The 21,637-nt window shown below is 54.4% G+C and carries 12 protein-coding genes; 7 read left to right on the top strand and 5 right to left on the bottom strand.

All coding sequences use genetic code 11. From position 1 onward, the window contains the following. Positions 1-356: 356 nt before the first annotated feature. On the bottom strand, positions 357-2,387 hold the full coding sequence (locus KF752_08285) for a hypothetical protein (protein ID MBX3421539.1): 2,031 nt from the start codon (positions 2,385-2,387) through the stop codon (positions 357-359). Between the two features lie 523 nt (positions 2,388-2,910). Here KF752_08285 and KF752_08280 point away from each other — a divergent pair. The 6 genes from KF752_08280 (at position 2,911) to KF752_08255 (ending at position 11,422) form a co-directional block, all read left to right on the top strand. After that, a complete protein-coding gene (locus KF752_08280) occupies positions 2,911-5,985 on the top strand; it encodes a type I restriction endonuclease subunit R (GenBank protein MBX3421538.1) in 3,075 nt (1,024 codons plus the stop codon). Positions 5,986-6,116: 131 nt separating this feature from the next. Continuing rightward, complete coding sequence (locus KF752_08275) at positions 6,117-6,947, top strand: KilA-N domain-containing protein (GenBank protein ID MBX3421537.1); 831 nt, start codon at positions 6,117-6,119, stop codon at positions 6,945-6,947. After that, positions 6,947-7,393, top strand: a complete 447-nt coding sequence (locus KF752_08270; GenBank protein ID MBX3421536.1) for a hypothetical protein — start codon at positions 6,947-6,949, stop codon at positions 7,391-7,393. Before KF752_08275 ends, KF752_08270 begins: the two co-directional genes overlap by 1 nt. Then, on the top strand, positions 7,390-8,595 hold the full coding sequence (locus KF752_08265; GenBank protein MBX3421535.1) for a restriction endonuclease subunit S: 1,206 nt from the start codon (positions 7,390-7,392) through the stop codon (positions 8,593-8,595). Before KF752_08270 ends, KF752_08265 begins: the two co-directional genes overlap by 4 nt. Next, a complete protein-coding gene (locus tag KF752_08260; GenBank protein ID MBX3421534.1) occupies positions 8,592-9,812 on the top strand; it encodes an AAA family ATPase in 1,221 nt (406 codons plus the stop codon). The genes KF752_08265 and KF752_08260 overlap by 4 nt, the downstream gene beginning before the upstream one ends. Continuing rightward, positions 9,809-11,422 (top strand): type I restriction-modification system subunit M, encoded by a 1,614-nt coding sequence (locus KF752_08255; protein ID MBX3421533.1) that lies wholly within the window; start codon positions 9,809-9,811, stop codon positions 11,420-11,422. Before KF752_08260 ends, KF752_08255 begins: the two co-directional genes overlap by 4 nt. 284 nt (positions 11,423-11,706) lie before the next feature. On the opposite strand, the gene KF752_08250 is transcribed toward KF752_08255, so the two are convergent. From KF752_08250 to KF752_08240, 3 genes are all read right to left on the bottom strand, one after another. Then, a complete protein-coding gene (locus KF752_08250) occupies positions 11,707-12,294 on the bottom strand; it encodes a hypothetical protein (protein MBX3421532.1) in 588 nt (195 codons plus the stop codon). Then, complete coding sequence (locus KF752_08245) at positions 12,281-12,595, bottom strand: hypothetical protein (protein MBX3421531.1); 315 nt, start codon at positions 12,593-12,595, stop codon at positions 12,281-12,283. Before KF752_08245 ends, KF752_08250 begins: the two co-directional genes overlap by 14 nt. Positions 12,596-13,480: 885 nt before the next feature. Next, complete coding sequence (locus tag KF752_08240; GenBank protein ID MBX3421530.1) at positions 13,481-14,830, bottom strand: Gfo/Idh/MocA family oxidoreductase; 1,350 nt, start codon at positions 14,828-14,830, stop codon at positions 13,481-13,483. Positions 14,831-15,032: 202 nt separating this feature from the next. Between KF752_08240 and KF752_08235 the strand changes: the two genes are divergently transcribed. Continuing rightward, positions 15,033-15,686, top strand: coding sequence for a methyltransferase domain-containing protein (locus KF752_08235; GenBank protein ID MBX3421529.1), 654 nt, complete (start codon positions 15,033-15,035; stop codon positions 15,684-15,686). On the opposite strand, the gene KF752_08230 is transcribed toward KF752_08235, so the two are convergent. Further along, positions 15,631-21,615: a protein kinase gene (locus KF752_08230; protein ID MBX3421528.1), complete on the bottom strand. Its 5,985-nt coding sequence runs from the start codon at positions 21,613-21,615 to the stop codon at positions 15,631-15,633. The two genes, KF752_08235 and KF752_08230, sit on opposite strands and share 56 nt — an antisense overlap. Positions 21,616-21,637: the final 22 nt, after the last annotated feature.

Here is a 21,637-nt window from a genome sequence, read left to right as displayed (position 1 = left end):
TGCGAACATTGGGGCAGCCGTCAGCTTCCCATTGCTCGATAACAGCAACGGGAAATTTGAGCAGCGAACCAAATTTGATAGGTCGAGGACATCGACCCGCATCAGCCATGCGTCTTACATGACGTTCAGAGCAACCCCATCGCTTCGCTAAGTCCGTGATTGACAACATGGTCCGCCCATGCCCATTGGTCACCGTATTAACTACTTTGTTAGTCATAACTTTCATCCCATAACAGAGACACAAACCGTCCACTGCAAATCATGCGTGACGTGTGTAGTTATTGGGTGGCAAAGCAATGCCGAGAATTGTCACATTTGGAAGTGTGACGCAATGTGTGACGATGTAGGACGTTCCCTTACCGTCGATTCAAAGAAAACTCCATTGCAAACTTTTTTCCGATTCTTTCGGAGTGTGTCGCAGCCAATGAATAGTAACCCCGCCTGTCATCGCCTCGAATAACGTAGGTGCGTTCATCTCCATAGTAGATTCCGCCGACCCCCTCGAAATAGAACGATCTCGTCTTTCTACCTCGCCCTTCTTTCGCCTTCGCTTTGGTGCGACGGTCAACTTTATCGCTCCATTGATTATCGCTGAATCCCTCTGTTTCTTCTTTGAAGCTTTTTATCAACGCATCGATACGCTTCTTATCCGAAAGAGCGTCCAATGCCTCAATAGGTTCCTTTGCTGTTTCAGCAGTAGGACTTTCAATAGCAAAGCATCCATCACTTTCGGTCGTTCGTTCGCCACGACGCTTCAAACCCGCCAGTTCAGCAATCAGTTCATCGCTTGCTACAAAGAATTGATCGGCCTTCAACGCGACTTCACAAGCGTCAACAGGACGCATTAGTCGGCATGTTCGTCCGATCGTCCTGTCGTCATAGTCCCAAACGTGATAGATGAACCGTCCAGCTTCATCGCGATACAAAGTCCCTTGGCGCTTGTCTTGTCGAAGTAGCGAAGTGCATAGCTTCGTTAGTCCCGACAGATCAACCATGCCGATATGAACATCATCGTCATACAACGGAACCTTTGCCGACGATTGCACCGCTGAGCCGCCTTTGATCTCAGGCGATCGCTCATTCAGCAGTCCCGATTTCAGCAGTTCGATAAACTCGCCGTACTTCATTCGCAACCATCGCTCTTGATCCCAGCCAAGCACCCGCAAGTGATCCGTCATCCATTCCCATAGCTGCATGTTGGTTCGATCAGATCCAAACCTATCCCGCAGGTACGCCCGAATCGTCAGCCACTCGCGAATCCGTTCAGGGCTATCGTTCTCATTCCCGTACAGGTGTTGGCACTTAATCGCAACTTCCAATTCAGCCAACTTCCCTTTTGGTGATCGGCACTCATGGCACTCGTCACGATCGTAATCGCCGATCAGCTTTGAACACGTTCGGCAGTAGGACGGATTGTAGAAATACTCTGTTAATCGAAGGTTGTATTCGTGGGTCCCGAAATACCATCGAGTCGGCTTTCGTTCTTGCACCGGCGGTCGATACATTGGTTCGCTTTGGCGATTTCCAATGACTCCACCCCAAACAGGAATCGAAAGCTTAATCCAGCCATATTCCTGCATCCGAACTAGCGCCCATTCCACCGTATTTCGTTGGATACCATCCCTCACAGCAGCCGCAATGACATGGTTTACTTTTGCCGTTCCTGCATGGGGCAGCTTGTGAAACGACTTTTTCAGATACTCAATCGCATCATCCGTTAGCGAGTCGTTCGGCCTCGGAAACTTTGATTCGACGCGACAGTCGCCCTTGCTATGTTCCCCATTACTCAAAGCTTGATTGGCAATCGCCAGCGTATCCGATACCGCCTTCTGAGCGTCAGCAATCGCCGCGTTACCAGCCGAGAGTATTTGCAAGGGATGCGCGACTGATTTTTCTCTGTTGTTCGAACCGCTCCCTCGTTCAAACGACTTGGAAATAAACTCTTGAACCCGAATCTCTTCCTTGCGCAATTCTGCATCCAGTTCAGACCAAGCGAATTGAGGCAGGGTTTTAAGGGATTCCAAGACTTGCTGAATCGCTTTGCCAATCAAGCGTTGACGCTCTGCGGAATCCAGCTGACACAATCCTGCAAACCTGATAGTAAGCCTTGAATGCGCCTTTTCGAGCATCTCATAGGTTGCTTCGTGGACGCTCAGTGAAGTACGTCCATCCATTTCCACACTTGGCAAATCGGCGATGACGTTCATCCTGTTGAAAGGATCGAAGCAAACAGATGCCATCTTCCGCAACTTGACCAGATGAACAGTTAGAATATCGATCGAATTGGGGGCGATTAGCCGAAAGTGCTCGAACCGATCCGTTGCTTCGAACAAATCGCGAAGTACGTTCACGCACACGCGCAACCCGTCAGTTATCGTCACTGGCATTGAAAGCTTTCCAGAAACAAGAGTGATGACAGAAGGTCGCCTAGCCGACCGGCACCGCTCTTGTTCGGGACCGATCGGCTAAGGCGTTCGCGGGTAATTACTCCGCTCCCCTTTCATAGATTATGGCGGCTAAACTTACCAAGTCCACCGCGCCAGGCCCGGTTAACGGCTTTTAGCCTCTCCACATTTCTTGCAGGTTTTGATAGACTGTCTGGCCTTTCTCAGATCGTTTTGCGAGCGTGAGACCACAGCCCAAATGCCGAAACTAACTGAATACCTACACACAGCAACGGCTGCCGAGTACGTCCGTGTCGCTCGGAACACGCTTCACAAATGGTCTGCTTGCAGGGACATTCCAATGCATCGGAATCCTGCTAAGGGTTACCGGCTATTCAAGCGAAGCGACCTGAAAAAATTTCTTGGCCGAATCGAACCCACCGTTACAGCTACCAAGCGTCTGTAGAAAAATTCTGCTCCATGGAACCTGGTCTCGATCCTTATTCTACTTTCTCGCGTTTTTCTTATGTCCAAAAACGTTCCCTACACTAAACGAACCGATGCACCTCCGGCCATGGTTAGGGAGCACGATATTGAATCCGATTTCCAAAAGAGACTCGAAAGCCTCAAATACACCGTTCGCCCAGACATCCGCGACCGAGCAACCCTAGAGCAGAATTTCCGCCAGAAGTTCGAAGCACTGAACCGCGTCCATCTGTCCGATGCCGAGTTTGCCCGCCTTCTGGATGAAATCGTCACCCCGGATGTCTTCGCCGCCTCCAAGATCCTGCGCAGCATCAACAGCTTCACCCGCGATGACGGCACCCCACTGAACTACACGCTGGTGAATATCAAAGACTGGTGCAAAAACACGTTTGAGGTTGTCAACCAGCTCCGCATCAACACCGACAACAGCCACCACCGTTACGATGTCCTTCTCCTGATCAATGGCGTGCCGGTAGTGCAGATCGAACTGAAGACCCTCGGCGTCAATCCCCGCCGGGCCATGGAGCAGATCGTCGAATACAAGAACGACCCCGGCAACGGCTACAGCAAGACGCTGCTTTGCTTCATGCAGCTCTTCATCGTCAGCAATCGCGACCGCACCCACTACTTTGCCAACAATAACGCCCGCCACTTCGCCTTCAATGCGGATGAGCGTTTCCTCCCGGTCTATGAGTTTGCGGACGAGGCCAACAAGAAGATCACGCACCTCGACGACTTCGCCGACCGCTTCCTGCAAAAGTGTGCCCTCGGCAAGACCATCAGCCGCTACATGGTGCTGATCGAGAGCGAGCAGAAGCTCATGATCATGCGGCCCTATCAGGTCAATGCGGTGCAGCACATCGTGAAGTGCATCGAGGAAGACAACGGCAACGGCTACATCTGGCACACCACCGGCAGTGGCAAGACGCTCACCTCCTTCAAGGCTTCCACGCTGCTCAAGCTAAACGACGGCATCCACAAATGCGTCTTCGTCGTGGACCGCAAGGACCTCGACCGCCAGACTCGCGAGGAGTTCAACCGCTTCCAGGAAGGCTGCGTGGAGGAAAACACCAACACCGCCGCCCTCGTGCGTCGTCTGTTGTCCGAGGACTACGCGGACAAGGTCATCGTCACCACCATCCAGAAGCTCGGCCTCGCGCTGGATGAAACCAGCAAGCGCAACAAGCAGCGGAAGAAGAACGACCAGCCCACCTACAAGGAGATGCTGGCCCCGCTGAGCGACCAACGCATCGTCTTCATCTTCGACGAATGCCACCGCTCGCAGTTCGGGGAGAACCACAAGGCCATCAAAGAGTTCTTCCCCAAGGCCCAGCTCTTCGGCTTCACCGGCACGCCCATCTTCGAGGCGAATGCCAGTTTGCAGAAGATCGAGGACACCACCGCCTCCATGCGCACCACGGAGGACCTCTTCCAGAAGCAGCTCCACGCCTACACCATTACCCACGCCATCGAGGATGGGAACGTCCTGCGCTTCCACGTCGATTACTTCAAGCCCAATCGGGAAGAAGGCAAGACGCTCCCCAAGCCCGGCGAGCCTCTGGCGAAGCGAGCCGTCATCGAAGCCATCTTGTCCAAGCACGATGCCGCCACGGGCGGACGCCGTTTCAATGCGATTCTGGCCACCGCGTCCATTAACGACGCCATCGAATATCACGGACTATTCAAGGCACTGCAGGCCGAGAAGCAGGCTGCCGATCCTGACTTCAAGCCGCTCAACATCGCCTGCGTCTTCTCCCCGCCCGCCGAAGGCAATCCCGATGTCAAGCAGATTCAAGAAGACTTGCCCCAGGAACAGGCCGACAACGAAGTAGACCCCGAAGGCAAGAAAGCCGCACTCAAGGCGATCCTCACCGACTACAACGACAAGTACGGCACCAATCACCGCATCTCCGAGTTCGATCTCTACTACCAGGATGTGCAGAAGCGGATCAAAGACCAGCAATGGCCGGACGAGGATTTGCGCAAAGCCAATCCCAAGATTCCCCATCACAAGATCGACATCACCATCGTCGTCGATATGCTGCTCACCGGCTTCGATTCCAAATTCCTCAACACGCTCTATGTGGACAAGAACCTGCGGCACCACGGCCTGATCCAGGCCTTCTCCCGCACCAACCGCGTGCTCAACGGCACCAAGCCTTACGGCAACATCCTCGACTTCCGCCAACAGCAGGAGGCAGTCGATGCCGCCATAGCACTCTTCTCCGGGGAAAAGGCCGGTGACCAAGCCCGCGAGATCTGGCTTGTGGAAAAGGCCCCTGTCGTCATCCAGAAGCTGGAAGCCGCCGTGCAGAAGCTCGACAACTTCATGAAGTCGCAGGGGCTTGAGTGTACGCCTTCGGATGTGGCCAATTTGAAAGGCAACGCTGCCAAGGTCGTTTTCTGCGAGCAGTTCAAGGAAGTCCAGCGGCTCAAGACCCAGCTCGATCAATACACCGACCTCACCGAGGAAAACAAAGCGGCTATCGAGAAGGTTCTACCGGAGGACAGTCATCGTGGTTTTCGCGGGCAGTATCTCGAAACCGCCAAGAAGCTGCGAGACCCGCGACAGAAAAATACCGACACAGCCAATCCCGCCGATCAGCTTGAATTCGAGTTCATCCTCTTCGCCTCCGCCGTCATTGATTACGACTACATCATGGGCCTGATCGCCAAGTTCTCCGCCAAGGGGCCGGGCAAGTCGAAGATGACCCGCGAGCAGCTTATCGGCTTGATCAGTGCCGATGCCAAGTTCATGAACGAGCGGGACGAGATCGCCGAATACATCGGCACGCTCAAGGCGGGCGAGGGGCTGAGCGAAACCGCCATCCGCGACGGCTACACCCGCTTCAAGGCGGAGAAGAACGCCAAGGAACTGGCCGCCATCGCCGCGAAGCACGGCCTTGCCACCGCCGCCCTGCAAGGCTTCGTGGATGCCATCCTCGACCGCATGATCTTCGATGGCGAGCAGCTCAGCGACCTCATGGCCCCGCTCGACCTCGGCTGGAAAGCCCGCACGCAAGCCGAACTCGCCCTCATGGCCGATCTGTATCCCCTGCTTACCAAACGCGCCGCTGGCCGCGACATTTCAGGACTGAGCGCGTATGAGCAGTAAGAGCCCGGCCTTAATTATGGCGAATTCGCCACAATTAAAGTTCTCGAAGTCGCGACCATTAAGACTTTTGGCAGCTCTAATTCCCTCGAATTCGATGGAATTGGAACCACCTCAACCAACCAGCCAATCCCATGAGTAAAGCCAAACGAATCACCGTTGAAGTTCAAGGAGCCTCCGTCGCGATTATTTCGCAGAATCGGCAGGACTTCATCAGCCTCACCGACATCGCCCGGTTCAAGAACCCGGAGCGCAGTGACGATCTCGTTCGCAACTGGCTGCGTAACCGCAACACCGTCGAGTTCCTCGGCATCTGGGAAAAACTCCACAACCCGGATTTTAATTCCGTCGAATTCGACGGAATTAGAATTCAGACCGGACTGAACAGTTTCGTTCTCACGCCAAAGCACTGGATCGAGAAAACGGGAGCCATTGGCATCGTTTCCAGCACTGGCCGCTACGGTGGCACCTACGCCCACAAGGATATCGCCTTCGAATTCGCGTCCTGGGTCTCGGTCGAATTCAAGCTTTACCTCATCAAGGAATTCCAGCGACTGAAAGAAGAGGAAAACGACCGCCTCAAGCTCGAATGGAACCTTCAGCGGACGCTTGCCAAGATCAACTACCGCATCCACACCGATGCGATCAAGGAAACGCTGATTCCGCCCACGATCACCAAGGCTCAGGCCAGTTTCGTTTATGCCAACGAAGCCGACTTGTTGAACGTCGCTCTCTTTGGCCAGACCGCCAAACAATGGCGCGACGCCCATCCGGACGCCGAAGGCAACGTTCGCGACCACGCTCCGTTGGAGCAGCTCGTTGTCCTGACCAACTTGGAAAGCCTCAACTCCGTGCTCATCCGTCAGGGATTGTCCCAGGAAGAACGCCTGCGGAAGCTCAATGAAATCGCCATCACCCAGATGCGAACTTTGCTGTCCGACACCAAAATCAAGCGGCTGAAATAGTGAACGACCAACGACTGCCACAAGAGGCGGCTTCAATCGAGGCCGATGCCTACCAGGACTTACTCCACGACCTCTCGGCGATCATTGACCCGCTTCAGACGCTTCATCAGCAAGCCGTCGCGATCCACGCGCCTACGGTGCGGGAAATGGTTCGCAATGGCAGCCGGGATAAACAGTTGATTGAACACACGCTCGATCAGCTTCTGGACCATGCCTGCATCCCAAATGGACTGGTGCTTTTCAAAACTCTGTGTCGGTACTATTGGCCAATCGATCCACAAGCCACCGCCAGCTACGTCTACGCCTACCGCGAGATGTGGGATTCAGACGACGAAGTCGAGTCGAGTGAATATTCAGACCTTCAACAGCTTGAAGTTGCGAACGAGAAACGGGACGTGGGAGAAGCTCTCACAAAGATACGAAGGCACAGAGGAGGAAAGGAATGAAGAAATCCCGTTCGCCAAAAAAACTTAGTGCCTCTGCGCCTTTGTGCGCAACAAAACACGAAGACAGCAAACCCGCGCTGGTGCCGAAGTTGCGGTTTCCGGAGTTTCGTAACGCAGAGGAATGGGAGCGGAACGAAGTAGGCGACGTGTTTCAGGTCACGCGAGGCAATGTCCTTTCAATGACTTTGGTGCAGGATGTAAAAACTGAGGCGAACCCGTATCCCGTTTACTCATCTCAGACCAAAAACAATGGTTTAAGCGGATACTACTCAGACTTCCTTTTTGATAACGCAATTACTTGGACCACGGACGGTGCGAACGCGGGTGACGTGAATTTCCGACCGGGGAAGTTTTATTGCACCAATGTTTGTGGAGTGCTTCTCAACTCAACTGGCTTTGCGAATGCTTGCATCGCCGCGTTGATCAACGCTGTCGCCAAAAAGTACGTCTCTTACGTTGGAAATCCAAAGCTCATGAATGGCGTCATGAGCAAGATACCGATCCCGTTTCCATCCCTCGCCGAGCAGCAAAAAATCGCCTCGTGCCTGAGTTCGGTGGACGAGCTGATGGCCGCGCAAGCGCGGAAAGTGGACGCGCTCAAGACCCACAAAAAAGGGCTGATGCAGCAGCTTTTCCCCCGCGAAGGCGAAACCCAACCCCGCCTCCGCTTCCCCGAATTCAAAGGCGAATGGAATGATGCAACTCTCGGAGATCTATGTTTCAACGTCTCGTCTGGCAAAGACGCGCGGGATTCTGATGGAGCATTTGACCTCTATGGCTCAACAGGCGTCATCGGCAAAACTGCCAAAGCCAGTTACGACACTCCCCACATCCTCGTTGCCCGTGTCGGTGCGAATGCTGGCTATTTGACGAAGGCCAGCGGTCAGTTTGGCGTGACTGATAACACCCTCGTCATCAAACTCAAGCCAGCGGCAAGAATCGACTACATCTTCCATTACCTCGGAAACATAAACATCAACAAGCTGATCTTTGGTTCAGGTCAGCCACTCATTACCGGAAGCATCTTAAAGGCGCAGCGTGTGCTTGTCCCCTCTGATGCCGAGCAGAGCAAAATCTCGAACTGTCTTTCCTCCATTGATGACCTGATCAAAGCTGAAAGCGATAAGCTGGAAGCTCTCAATGCCCACAAGAAAGGGCTCATGCAGCAGCTTTTCCCATCAGCAGAGGAGGGTGAAGGATGAGCATTCCACCGTTTGCCGATTTGCCGGATTTGGCAGCTCATCTGCGGAAGGAACTCGCCTCGAAGAAGTTCATCCTGCTTTACGCTTACAATGGGACTGGAAAGACTCGCCTCTCGACCATCTTCAAGAACTTGGTCAAAGTCAGCGATGAGCCCGATACCCTCTATTTCAATGCTTTCACCGAGGACCTCTTTTCGTGGGACAACGACCTCAAGGAAGACCGTGAGAGGAAGTTAAAGATCAATCCCGAGTCTCGCTTCATTACTTCGCTCTGGGAAATCGAGATGGATACTCGCATTCGTCCCTTTCTCAGTCGTTACACAGACTTCGATTTCCGAATTGATACAGACAAATGGGAGGTCGTTTTCTCCCGCAAGGTCCCCAATCCCAATTATGTCGAGGATGCGGAGCCTCAGACTGAGGAGCGGACCAAGATTGAAACACACATCAAAGTTTCACGCGGTGAAGAGAACATTTTCATTTGGTGCTTTTTCCTGGCGGTGGTGCAACTCGCAATGGACGGCATCGAAGCCTACAACTGGGTTAAATACATTTACATCGACGACCCGATCTCTTCTCTCGATGAACATAATGCAATCACGGTCGCGAACCATCTTGCATACTTGCTCAAGACGCAGGGCAGCCATCTGAAGACGGTTATCTCAACCCACCACACACTGTTTTTCAATGTCCTCTACAACGAGTTCAGAGAGGAAAGCAGAAACAAGAAGGCATCCCAGTATTTCCTGAGCCGCGATAAGCAGCCGGGTAGCTATGTCATTCGAGAAACAGGCGAGACGCCGTTCTTTCACCACGTCGCTGCACTGGCTGAACTCTACGAAGCCGACCAAAGCGGAAAGCTCTTCACGCACCACTTCAATATGCTGCGTTCGATTCTTGAGAAGACCGCCAGCTTCCACGGTTATCGCCACTTTTCCGCCTGTATCAAAAAGGATGCGGACGACGAAGACGGGCTGCTTCACCAGCGCCTCATCAACATCCTCAGCCACGGCGGATACTCTCTATATGAGCCGCAGGAGATGCTGGAAGAGAACAAGAACTACTTCCGCAAAGTTCTTCACGACTTCATCAATCGCTATCCCTTCAATCCCGCTCTTTTCCCAACGACTCCAACGCCAATAGCGCCGCCTGCGGCTACACCAGCAAAGGCCCCGAAAAAGGCCCGACCAAAAACCGCAAAGCCTCCAGCATCATGACCGACACCAACCAAAAACAACTGGGCAACACCCTCTGGAGCATCGCCGACCAACTGCGCGGGGCGATGGATGCGGACGACTTCCGCGACTATATGCTGTCCTTCCTATTCCTGCGCTACCTCTCCGACAACTACGAGACGGCGGCGAAGAAGGAGCTGGGGCGGGATTACCCCGACACCCGTGGCGACGCCCCCAAGGTGCCGCTGTCGCTGTGGTATGCGAACAACGTGGACGACATCCCGGAGTTCGAGAAGCAGATGCGGCGCAAGGTGCATTACGTCATCCAGCCCGCCCACCTCTGGAACAGCATCGCCAACCTGGCCCGCACCCAGAACGCGGAGCTGCTGAACACGCTGCAAGCGGGCTTCAAATACATCGAGACGGAATCCTTCGAGAGCACTTTCCAGGGCCTGTTCTCCGAGATCGACCTGAATTCCCCCAAGCTGGGCAAGACCTACCCCGATCGGAACGCCAAGCTCTGCACCATCATCCAGAAGATCGCCGAAGGGCTGGCAGAGTTTTCCACGGACATCGACGCGCTGGGCGATGCCTATGAATACCTGATCGGCCAGTTTGCCGCCGGTTCAGGCAAGAAGGCGGGCGAGTTCTACACCCCGCAGCAGATATCCAGCATCCTATCCGGCATTGTCACGCTCGACAGTCAGGAACCGAAGACCGGGACCAGGAAGCGGCTGGAGAGCGTGATGGACTTCGCGTGCGGCTCCGGCTCCCTGCTGCTCAATGTGCGCAAGAGGTTGGCCCAGGCAGGCGGCACCATCGGCAAAATATTCGGCCAGGAGAAGAACATCACCACCTACAACCTCGCCCGCATGAACATGCTGCTGCACGGGGTGAAGGACACGGAGTTCGAGATCTTCCACGGCGACACCCTGCTCAACGAGTGGGACATGATGCGGGAGCAGAACCCGGCCAAAAAGCCGAGCTTCGACGCCATCGTGGCCAATCCACCGTTCAGCTACCGCTGGGAACCCACCGACGCGCTGGCCGACGATGTCCGTTTCAAAAGCCACGGCCTCGCCCCCAAGTCCGCCGCCGACTTCGCCTTCCTGCTGCACGGCTTTCACTACCTGAAAGACGAAGGCGTGATGGCGATCATCCTGCCGCATGGGGTGCTGTTCCGTGGCGGGGCCGAGGAACGCATCCGCACCAAATTGCTCAAGGATGGCCACATCGACACCGTCATCGGCCTGCCTGCCAACCTCTTCTACTCCACCGGCATCCCCGTCTGCATCCTCGTCCTCAAGAAATGCAAGAAGCCCGACGACGTGCTCTTCATCAACGCCGCCGAACACTTCGTCAAAGGCAAGCGCCAGAACCAGCTCAGCAAGGAGCACATCCAGAAGATCATCGACACCTACCAGCACCGGAAGGAGGAGACCCGTTACTCCCGCCGCGTGGACATGGCAGAGATCGAGAAGAACGACTTCAACCTGAACATCTCCCGCTACATCAGCACGGCGGTGGGCGAGGAAGAGATCAACCTGGCCGCAACGCATCGTGAACTAGTCAAAATCGAAGAGTCGATCCAGAAGGCAACGGCGGAGCACAATAAATTCTTGAAGGAACTTGGACTTCCTTTATTGCGGTAGCCCTTAGTGCAAACAGGAGTCTGTACGGGCCAGCTAAGTCTGCTTTCTCAGAGGCCAGTCGACTATTGATCTCACGGAGGTGACCAGCAAATACCCGCTACTGTTATTGCCGCTTTTTGAGCACATTATTGTTCTGAGAACTTGCCTTTGCAGCAACCCATTGAGCTGCGGGGGGCTTTTGGTTGATTTCTACCGCTTCAATTGAATGCAGTGGATTTGGTAAATTCGAGTACCAAGGCCGCCCGCCGCATTTGGACCAATTTCTTACTTACTATGCTGCGGGCCTAAGCCATGTCCTGGTTGGTTGAGTTCACTAAATCCAATTGGCTTCGCGGGCCAATTGCGGGTGATTTCGACTCCGCTACGGTCAATTCGGCTTTCAAGTCGATCCGCAATGGTAAGGCCATCTTACGAACTGTCGCCAGCATCTTGACCGCACGCAAATGTCGGCATTCGGCCCGTTCAACCCTTTCGGATTCATACTTTACACGATCGATCGATCGGTTCATGGACTGGGCGTCCACCATTTCCAACCAGTGGAGATAGAGCCAAGTTTGGCAGACACGCTCAATCAAAATGCGCTCGAGTTTCGGCGACTCATTCCAACCAAGTTCAGTTCGCATTTGTTCCAGCCTCCTCAAGAGCACCAACCGAGTCCCTTGTTGCCCGTCGCCAAGCATGGCATTTAATGTCGATTGCTCCAGACTGTTAGCGAGATTACCGACAAAGTCGATGATCGCGTTCGCATGTTCGCCGACAAGTTCACGCCTCAAAATTGCCAACGATTGTTTGTCGCCAGAATTGGCCTTTTTCACAGTTTCCACCAGGTCAACTTCGGCGTTGACAATGGCTTGTGTTTCAATCTTGCTCATGCCGTTTTCTCCATTCGCTTCGGTTGTGTTGGTGATACCCTGCCACGATCAATAACCCACGACCGATGTAGTCGGCCAGTTCTTCAAATTCGGCCAGTGCTTCGTCCATTCGTTCGGCTTGTCGTCGCGATTCGCGAATTGCTTCAGCCTCACGCAATCGCGATTCACGGTCAATTTCGTCGAGCGTTGCCACTAGCTCTCCGACTGTCCCGCCGCCGACATATTCCCGCTGAATCCGCCCTCCGACACGACGACTACGGGTATAGTACCGATTCCCGTCTGCTCTTGTTTCCCAACTCATTGTGTAACACCTATTTCGATTGCCCCGCTGTCGCTTGCATTCCTAGCAGGTTGGTTAAGTGGGTTTGGTGGGTTGGTTTGGGTCACTCGCCGTCCGAGTTCGCCTGTGTCGCACGCCTGGGACTGCATCACATTCCGTGAAAGACCTACCAAACAACAAGAGTGTGACTTGTAACCCACTGAACCCACTTCCATTCAGTCCCTTTCCGCACATCGGGTCAGAGCGTTGGCAAGTCTTCCCAATGCGTCAGGTTCGAGCGAATCCGCCAGCACTTCGGCCAGCGTTTGGAGCCTATTCCGTTCGACCAATTCAGCGATTTGGTGCAAGCATTGGTGCAAGCGTTCTCTTGTATCGCAATTTACCCAATGATTTACGGCATTTTTGATCGATCGCTCGGACGTTGACATCGTTGAGGTCACTGGTTCGAGTCCAGCACCGCCCATTGGTTACTACTATGCAGGTTCCCTCTTGGGCCATCAGGATCAGTCGTAAATGACTGTCTATTAGGTACTTCTGCCAATTCTTGACGGCTATTGCGAATTGGTGATGGCGGCTGATTTCCCCCAAATTCTTCTCCAATGTTCCGCACTGGCGCAACCTGCCTCTACAGTTTTTTGTCGTGCTGCCCTATCGGGATGAGGTGGTACCGGGCCTGGGGGACAGCAGTTGTCGAGGTGATCGCTGGGACGAATGCCTGCTAGACATCTGGAAACGACGATACGGCGTTGTGATGGTGGGCACAGAAGCCGTTCTTGGCCTATGGTCAATTCATGAGCTGAGGAGGAAGTGCCGAAGCGAGGGTTTGCGTAGGGTGCGGCGGACGAATTCGCGATTACGGATTTCGCTAAGGTTCACGAGATGTTGTAGCCGCTTGACAATTGACGATCAAACTTGCCAGCCTGAACGAAAGTCGGGCTGAATCCAGGCATCAGCTTCGGGGACTCCGATGGCTCGCATTTTGACCGGATCCCATTTGATCGGCTTGCCGGCGCGAATCGCCAGATTGCCTAGCAGGACAACTTCGGTCAATAGTGCCGCATAGGTGAAGTTGGATTGAGGCTGGGCTCCGCCTTTGCAGCCATCCAGCCATTCTCGGTAATGACTCGCCGCTACTAGGATGTCGTTGGACGCGGTCGTAACCCGAGGCAATGATGGCGCAGGTGGTTTGTAGTCAGCAAATTTATCGGCAGGAAACAATTGATATTTGTTACCATAATCGCCGGGCAAATACATACTGCCCTGGTCTCCGACCAAGATTGATCCACCTGATGCTAATTGGCTCTGCCCTACTAGTTTGGGATCTGGCTTCCGACCGCCGTCGTACCAAGTAAATTTAACCGGTGGCTGGTCGCCTCTGGCGGGAAACTGAAACTGAACGGTGCTCGACCTGGGAGGTGAATCTGGAGATTGACCGGTCGCATCGGCGACGACTAGGTCTGGATATTTCAAATCCAATGCCCAGAAGCCCATATCGACGATGTGGCAGGCCATATCTCCCAAGGCACCAGTGCCGAAGTCCCACCAGCCTCGCCAATTAAAGGGGCAGTAAGCCGGATGATAGTCTCTGTAAGCGGCACGTCCTAGCCAAAGGTCCCAATTCAAGTCGGCAGGAATTGGCGGCTGCTCGGTTGGCTTGCTCAATCCCTGCGGCCATGACGGTCTGTTCGTCCAAGCATGAAACTCAGTGACTTTACCGATAGCCCCAGACCGGATGATCTCTACCGCCTCGCGAAGTACTGGACTGGCATGACCCTGGTTTCCCATTTGAGTGACTAGATTCTTCTCCTCTGCGATCTGCTTCATCAGCCGCGCCTCATAGATCGAATGCGCGAGCGGCTTTTCGCAGTAGACGTGGTATCCCATACGAAGTGACCGAATGGCAGCTGGCCCATGAGAATGATCCGGCGTGCTGACAACAACACAGTCGATGTCCTTCAGATCATCTAACATTTCACGATAGTCCACATATCGCTTTGCCCGAGGGACCAGTTTGAATCCCTTTTGACCCCGCGACTGATCGACATCACACACAGCGACCACCTGCTCACGCATGACACCTAAAATGTTGGTCTCGCCCTTGCCCCCGGCACCGATGCAGGCAATGTGGAGTTTCTCCAATGAAGAATTGGAGTCTTTGGCTGGCAGCGACTCCGCAACGAAGCAACCACCGCCCAGCACTGCTGTGTGCCAGAGCCACTGTCGTCGATTTGATCTTGAAGTTGGCTGATTTTTCATTGAGATTTTCTGGTTACTTTACGATTTAGGTCGAATCGAAAGTTGTCCAATGGCAAGACCAATTGTGTCGGATTAGGTTATATGCTGTTGAGCGGTTGAATAGCGCTCAAACATTACCAAAAAGCTTCGATTTTTGTCAGCCAATCCCCGGTTGAAATTACTGGTTATCCCCAAAAGATGGCTTCGATGGAATGCACCACAGATGTCTAAATCTCCGCCAATTGACACTGACAAGATAACCGACATGTTTGATTCACTGGCGGACCAGTACGATAGCCAGTGCGAACAAGTCGGCTATCTGGGACCACGGCTCGTGGCCGACTTGTTGCGAGAATGTCAGTTGCCCGAAGCGGACACCATTCGCATTCTGGATGCCGGTTGTGGCACCGGCTTGCTGGGTCCGGCTCTGGGGAGTCAGAGTCGCTGGCTGGATGGAGTCGACCTATCCACGAGGATGCTTGATATGGCCCGACAGCGAGGTTGTTACCGAGGACTGATCACGGCTGAGTTGACTGAGTACCTGACGGGCACCGATACTTCTTATCACCTGATCGCAGCCGTCAGCGTTTTGCAGTACCAGGGATCGCTAGAGCAGTTCATTCAGGTCGCCTTGAAACGATTGGTACTCGGCGGCTGGCTGGTGTTCAACGTAGCCGCCGGTCCGTTGTTAGGCGATGGATATGATTGGCATACAGATGGATTCTATAGCCATTCACCGCAGTACGTTATGCGTCTGCTGGGCGAAGCCGGAGTTGCTGGGGGCGGCCTGCGGCGATTGGCCTGGCCCTGCCCCTGTCCGTTCAGCGAACACGCACTAGTATTTGCCGTTCAGCGTCCGGTCGGTTTGGCTGAATAGCTACCCCCGGAGCAACCGGAGCGGCCATGTTATCGGCAGAAAGCCAGCCAAACATGCGATTGCCTCGATCACCCGATAACAGAGTGCGACCGTCAGCGGTAAATTGGAGTAGGTTCACACTAGCCCCCGCATGTCCGGGAAGACTAAACAGCTCTTTGCCGGCTTCACCCAGACTGGGAGCGCTAAAGTAGATGGCTACCGTTCCGTAACCGCCAACAGCCACCAGTCCCTCGGTCGGCGAACACTGAAGGGACGTCACGCGCGAGGGCAAGTCGACCGACACGGGCTGTGCTCCGGGGTTGAGCGGGAAGTAGTGAAGCCGGTCGTAAGTGGCAGTCGAGGTTTGCACCAGCAGCCAGCGATCTTTGGGCTTGGCCGGGTCATTCCACGCTTCATTGAAGTATTGAACGCGCTTGGCTACTTCTCCAGCCGGCAATTTGATGATCTCAACCCATCCGGCTTCCGTTAGTCGTCCCACGGTACCATCGCTGCCCACTATGGCGAAGGTCGATGGCTGCTGGCGGTCCCAGGTGAACGCGGCAATCGGGCCACCAGCAAACTGCTGCAATAGCGCCCCGGTATCGGCTGAATATAGCCCTAAGCCTGTACCGGTCCGGATAGACAGTTGGCTGCCGTCTGGCGATAGGTCAATTGACTCGGCATCAGCCGATGCCAAAGGCAATTGCCGCCAGCTCCACTGACCATCTTGCCAGTCAGCTCGCCACAGTACTCCGCCTTCATGCAAGGTGATGATGGTGTTGGCCGACTTGTCGCCGGTGGCCGACAGTAACTTGGGGCGCCCGTAGGCTTGCAAATCAGCCTGCTGCGCAGCGACTCGTAGGACCGTTCCAGACTTGGTGGCCACATACGTGTGCAGACCTGCGGTACGCATACCAGCGATTTGTTGATCCAACCGAGGATGCCTATTCTTCATTTGCTCCAAGGGGCCTGTGATGGCCTGTGGTACTTCATCGTCGCTCAGCACGCAATGCCGGCTACCCAGCCTGGAATCGCTGTATTGCATCTGAACAGAACCGCCATTGACGGGAAAAGCAATTCGGGTCAACCGCGTCAGTCCGGACTTTCCAGGAAAGCGCACCAAAGCATATAGCAAGTTATGGCCAGATGCCGAGCGAACTTTCATATCCACGTTCCACCGCGAGGCGATGCGGATAGTGGGAGTTTGGCTTCGGCCAGCGTCAGCTTGTGCCGCAGCTGGCTGAGTCGAATCCACAGCCAGTTCAATCTTTTGACCAGCCTGACGCAGGTCGCGCTCGAGGGCCAAGCGACTTCCGTCCCACGACAATTCAATCACACGCCCAGATTCCCAGATCAGATAGAATCGATCACCAGCCGGGGACCATTGGCCAATGATCGGACGATCCCCCGTGGTGGCCAGCGCAAAGAATTCTGTCTGTCGCCACGAATCATCCAAATTGTCGACATCCACCAATTGTAGGGCACCATTTAGCTTGACGAGCATCACCAGGTTGCTCGACTTGGGACTAGCAACTCCAAAGAAACTACCAAAGTCGAACTTTGCGATTTCACTTTGGTTGGCGGTATTTCTAAACCGTGTCTCTGAATCGCTACCGTATAGTACGTAGTGGCCGCGGCCCACTAGCGAGACCGCTTGCTCCTCTCCAGACCGCCGATTCCAGCGGTCCAGCATCTTCATGCCGTTCAGGTCCCACTTGACAAATTCCCAATCCCACTCGAGCGACTTCTTCGAATCGGTTTTGTCAGCACCTGCGGACTGATGAACTTGCGTTCCCAGAGGCAATCTGGCCGAGGTAATCATGATGCCGGACTGAGGGTCGATGGACATATCGACGAATTGTGCTCGAGGATCATGCCCAACGTAGCCAATCGGAATCTGCCCAGTGTGTTCGGCCAGACCGGTATAAATGTTCCATCGGTCAATGGTGCCGTCCTCCAGAACTGAAACCGCACGCTGGCCATCTTCCGAGGTGACCATAGCCATGACCGGAGTCGCATAATCTAGCTCTTGTCCATCGGGCGTGACGCGACGCACGCGTTGCCGCAGCCGCTGGCGATTGACGTCCCAAACAATCGATCTGGTATCGCTTGATAGCGCCAGAATTTGCTGTGATGACTGTCCAAAGTCAGCCAATTGTACGTTGCTGGGAGTACCTGTCAGCCGAATGTCCAGGGTCCACCCGAGTTCCGTAGCCACCGGTCGCCAGACATTGACCTGCGGTTCCTCGGCGATGGTCAACAGCGTTCCATCTGCATGCGCTCTAATCGACTTGATTCTGGACTGGTGCTGTTGCGGAATTTCGCTGAGCAGACTGGCATCTATGTCGACACCGCGATCTGTCACGCCGCCAACTGCTGGTTGAGTAGAGGTGGTCGAGCCCAACATGTACGGCAGACTAAACAACTTGCCCGACTCGGTGCCCAGTACCAACCGCCCATTGGCGTATGCAACGGCCGACAGCCGTTCTCGGCCCAAGCCCTGCTGAGTTCGCAAGTATTGATGATCATTACTGTCTAGCAGAGACACAATATGCGGGTAACGCTGCCCATTGGGCATCTCAGCTAGCACCAGCACTGAATTATTAGGCAGCAACTGCATCGACAGCAGCCGCCCTTGAACCTTATCAATTCGTTTTGACTCTTCGTCTGAACCATTTCGACTCCACACCCACAGACCTTGGTTCAGGCCCGCCACGTCGGCAGTATCGGTGGCGACGAACCCTTGGAACGCACGCATATCGGCACCGGCGATCGGTTCGGCAGCGGTGCTACCCACCTGCCAGCGAAACAGCCTGGGCAGATCGTTCTTGCCGGCGGCCAACGAGTACAACACGCTCTGGCCATCCGGTGAAATCGAGGCGGCCTCGACGACCTCTGCTTCGAGCTTTAGCGAGTGTTGCGGATCAATAACTAATTTGTCATTGTGGATGCTGGCGATGTGCAGCCAGTTCTGCTGCTGGCGAGTCAGCGCCACCACGCCGCGATTGGCTGACTGAGAAAATGCCAACGCCGTCACCTGCTCACCGACCGGATCGCTCAATAGGTCCGAGTTGCTCAGCAGATTGATGCGATTCCAGGCCCAGTTCTTGAGAAGAGGAAGTTGCTGCTTGTCGGCTAACACTTGATGCTTACTTGGCGTGCCAATATCGCTAATAAGAGCGGTGGCGCGACTAAGGTCTGATTGTTCAACTTGCCCAAATGCAAGAGATAGATTGGATTGGATCGCTGCCAACTGCACCATGGATGTTTGGGTTTCCGCAATCGTAGCCTGTCGCTTCGCTTCTTCTTCGTTGTCTTTGGCCAGCGCTGCTTGTCGCTTCGCTTCTTCTTCGTTGTCTTTGGCCAGCGCTGCCTGTCGCTTCGCTTCCTCTTCGTTGTCTTTGGCTAACGTTGCCTGTCGCTTCGCTTCTTCTTCGTTGTCTTTGGCCAATTGTGCCTGTCGCGTAGCTTCTTCTTCATTGTCTTTGGCCAGTTGTGCCTGCCGCTTAGCCTCCTCTTCGTTTTTTAGGGCCAAGTCTTTTTGCTTTTCAGCAATATCTGTCTGCTCTACAGCAATATTCTTCTGTATGGAAGCATAAACTGCAAATGCTGTGGAAACAACGAGTCCAACTACTATCGCGCCGGCTAGGCCACTTAACGCAAACTTAAGCCATTTCGATCTATCCTCTACAGACTTCTTGGCTTTTTCAGCTTTCACGTACAACGCATTCTGATCCGGCGCATTGCGATCGAGCACTTCGAGGCACTGGCCGTAGTCCCCTTTGGTGTAGGCCAATTGACCGTAAGCGAACTTCGACGCTCGCAGACCGTCCGACGCAGCGGGGTTGTCGGGCCAGAGTTCCAGGGCCTCTTGAAATCCGAATATCGAGCGCGAAAATCGCTCATAGTCCTTATTCGCAATCGCCTGTTCCAGCAAATTCTCCGAGCGTGCGGTCATCGCGACGCTCTCGGAGTGTCGTTGATACAGCCGAATCGCCTCTTGCATCTCCTCGACCGTGGCATACCGATCTTCGACAGCGGTCTGCATGGCTCGCAGGGCGATTTTTAGGAGAGGATCGCTACTGGTAGTGGCGATAATTTCATTCTTGGCCGCTGAGTGCAGCACCTCCATTACCGTCCGACCGGCATGTGGCGGATGCCCCACGACGATCTGATACAGGATGGCCCCCAGCAAGTAGATATCGCTGCCGGTACCAATACGGTTGCGCTGGTGCAGCGCCATTTCGGGTGCCATCCACGGCGGCGAGCCCGCTCCGGAAAACTCTTCTTTTAGGCTGAGGTCGACCGCGCAGCCCCAGTCCACCACCAACACTTCACCAAACGGCCCCAGCATCACATTTTCTGGCTTCAAGTCGCGGTGGATGATTTGACGCTGGTGGGCAAAGGCCATCGCGTCGGCAACTTTCGTCAGAATATCCAGGTTCTCTTCTTTGGAGCGTTTGGAAAAACTCTGCTTCCATTCGGTACCCACGATTTTCTTCATCGTGTAGAACAGCAGACTGTTGCACATTCCCAACTCGTAGACGGGCACGATGTTCGGGTGATCCAGCTTGCCGGTAATCTGCGCTTCGTATAAGAATTTCTTTTGCAGATTGCGGGTACTGCTGGCGGTTCGCGTTCCGCCGGCGGAAGGTTGAATCATCTTGATGGCCACATCGCGACCAATGCCCACTTGGCGCCCTTGAAATACAACGCCCATCGCCCCGCGACCGATATAGCCGTTGATTTCGTAGTCCGGCGTCGCGGTCTCAGACACCTCCTTACCGCAGGCTTCGCTCAGGCAGGCTTCGATCAGCTTGGGATCACGCTGCTTGTCTTTGGCACGCTTGATAACGTCAGCTAAGATGTCCTCCCGTTGTGACGTCACCAGCAACCGAGGTGAGACGCGCTGAAAGATTGAATCCGACGCCTGCCCAACGCTGACCTTTAGGGTATGCATCGGGTCAGCCGATGACCCGCCCACCGCGCCCCAAACACGGCGCAATTGCCCTGAAGGAGTCGATCTGCCAGTATCTGCGGCCGCAGCCGCGACTTGGTCATCTGAATAGGGAATGGTGCCGGAACTGGTATTGTGCGAATCGAACGCCCGGCCCGTTCCTAAATCGAGCGTAATAGCGGACTCTTGAGCATTGTCTGATTGATCGAAGTCGATTGTGTTGACTTCGTCCGTCCGCGGGCCAGCGGTCTTGGGCGGAATGGGTTCTACAGGAAAGAAGGGCTGGTCCAAAGAACGAGTCGCCTGCTGGTCTCCAGCATTGTCGCCACCAGCCTGAAATTCCAAATCGAGCGTATCGCGCTGGTCAGAGTTGTCGAGCAGCGTTCCTGGAGGCAGCGTATCTGAGCTGACCGTTTTTTCAGGAGCAGCCGCCTGCGACAAATTCGGAATGGGGATAGTGCCAAAGGAGTCTGCCGACGAGCTACCTATCTGGCCTGACCGAACAGAATCCATGGCGGGAGCATCGGGTATCCGCAATGTTCCCTGTACCGAGTCTTCCCCCCAGCCGCTGCCCTCGGTCGATGCACTATCGGCTGCCAAAGAAGAATCAGTGTCCATCGGCAGCAATTCCGTGCCTGGCTCTTCTGCCTGCGCACCCGAAAAGTCCTGGGCAATTGCATCGACCGTTGGCGATGCTGGCTCCATGTCTATCGTCGAATCGCTGACAAAATCCAGCGTAGAGTGCAGCTTTTCAAGTGACGGTCTGTCGGCATCGTTTAGAGCGCTGGACCCTGGCGGCACCATCGCATCTTCAGACGAAAGATTGCTTAGCAGACCGCCTTTGGGAAAATCAAGCGTGTCGCTCAATTTCGCTGGTGGGTCGTCGTGCTGTTTGGCATCTTCAGTGACCGCTGGTTCCAACGTCCAACCACAGGCCAAACATGCTTTAGCGTCCACATCAAGCTGCTGATTGCATTGCGGACAACGTTGCATTTCCCAATCTCCCAAGTAAGAC

The organism is Pirellulaceae bacterium (genome assembly GCA_019636385.1).
Classification (GTDB): Bacteria; Planctomycetota; Planctomycetia; order Pirellulales; family Pirellulaceae; genus Aureliella.
Note: the sequence above shows the minus strand (reverse complement) of the source record. Positions and strands in the feature narration are given on the sequence as shown.

Coding starts and splice junctions, on each gene's coding strand:
- KF752_08275 (MBX3421537.1), top strand. CDS start 6,117: ATGAGTAAAGCCAAACGAATCACCGTTGAAGTTCAAGGAGCCTCCGTC.
- KF752_08260 (MBX3421534.1), top strand. CDS start 8,592: ATGAGCATTCCACCGTTTGCCGATTTGCCGGATTTGGCAGCTCATCTG.
- KF752_08235 (MBX3421529.1), top strand. CDS start 15,033: ATGTCTAAATCTCCGCCAATTGACACTGACAAGATAACCGACATGTTT.
- KF752_08230 (MBX3421528.1), bottom strand. CDS start 21,615: ATGCAACGTTGTCCGCAATGCAATCAGCAGCTTGATGTGGACGCTAAA.
- KF752_08255 (MBX3421533.1), top strand. CDS start 9,809: ATGACCGACACCAACCAAAAACAACTGGGCAACACCCTCTGGAGCATC.
- KF752_08245 (MBX3421531.1), bottom strand. CDS start 12,595: ATGAGTTGGGAAACAAGAGCAGACGGGAATCGGTACTATACCCGTAGT.
- KF752_08280 (MBX3421538.1), top strand. CDS start 2,911: ATGTCCAAAAACGTTCCCTACACTAAACGAACCGATGCACCTCCGGCC.
- KF752_08240 (MBX3421530.1), bottom strand. CDS start 14,830: ATGAAAAATCAGCCAACTTCAAGATCAAATCGACGACAGTGGCTCTGG.
- KF752_08250 (MBX3421532.1), bottom strand. CDS start 12,294: ATGAGCAAGATTGAAACACAAGCCATTGTCAACGCCGAAGTTGACCTG.
- KF752_08265 (MBX3421535.1), top strand. CDS start 7,390: ATGAAGAAATCCCGTTCGCCAAAAAAACTTAGTGCCTCTGCGCCTTTG.
- KF752_08285 (MBX3421539.1), bottom strand. CDS start 2,387: ATGCCAGTGACGATAACTGACGGGTTGCGCGTGTGCGTGAACGTACTT.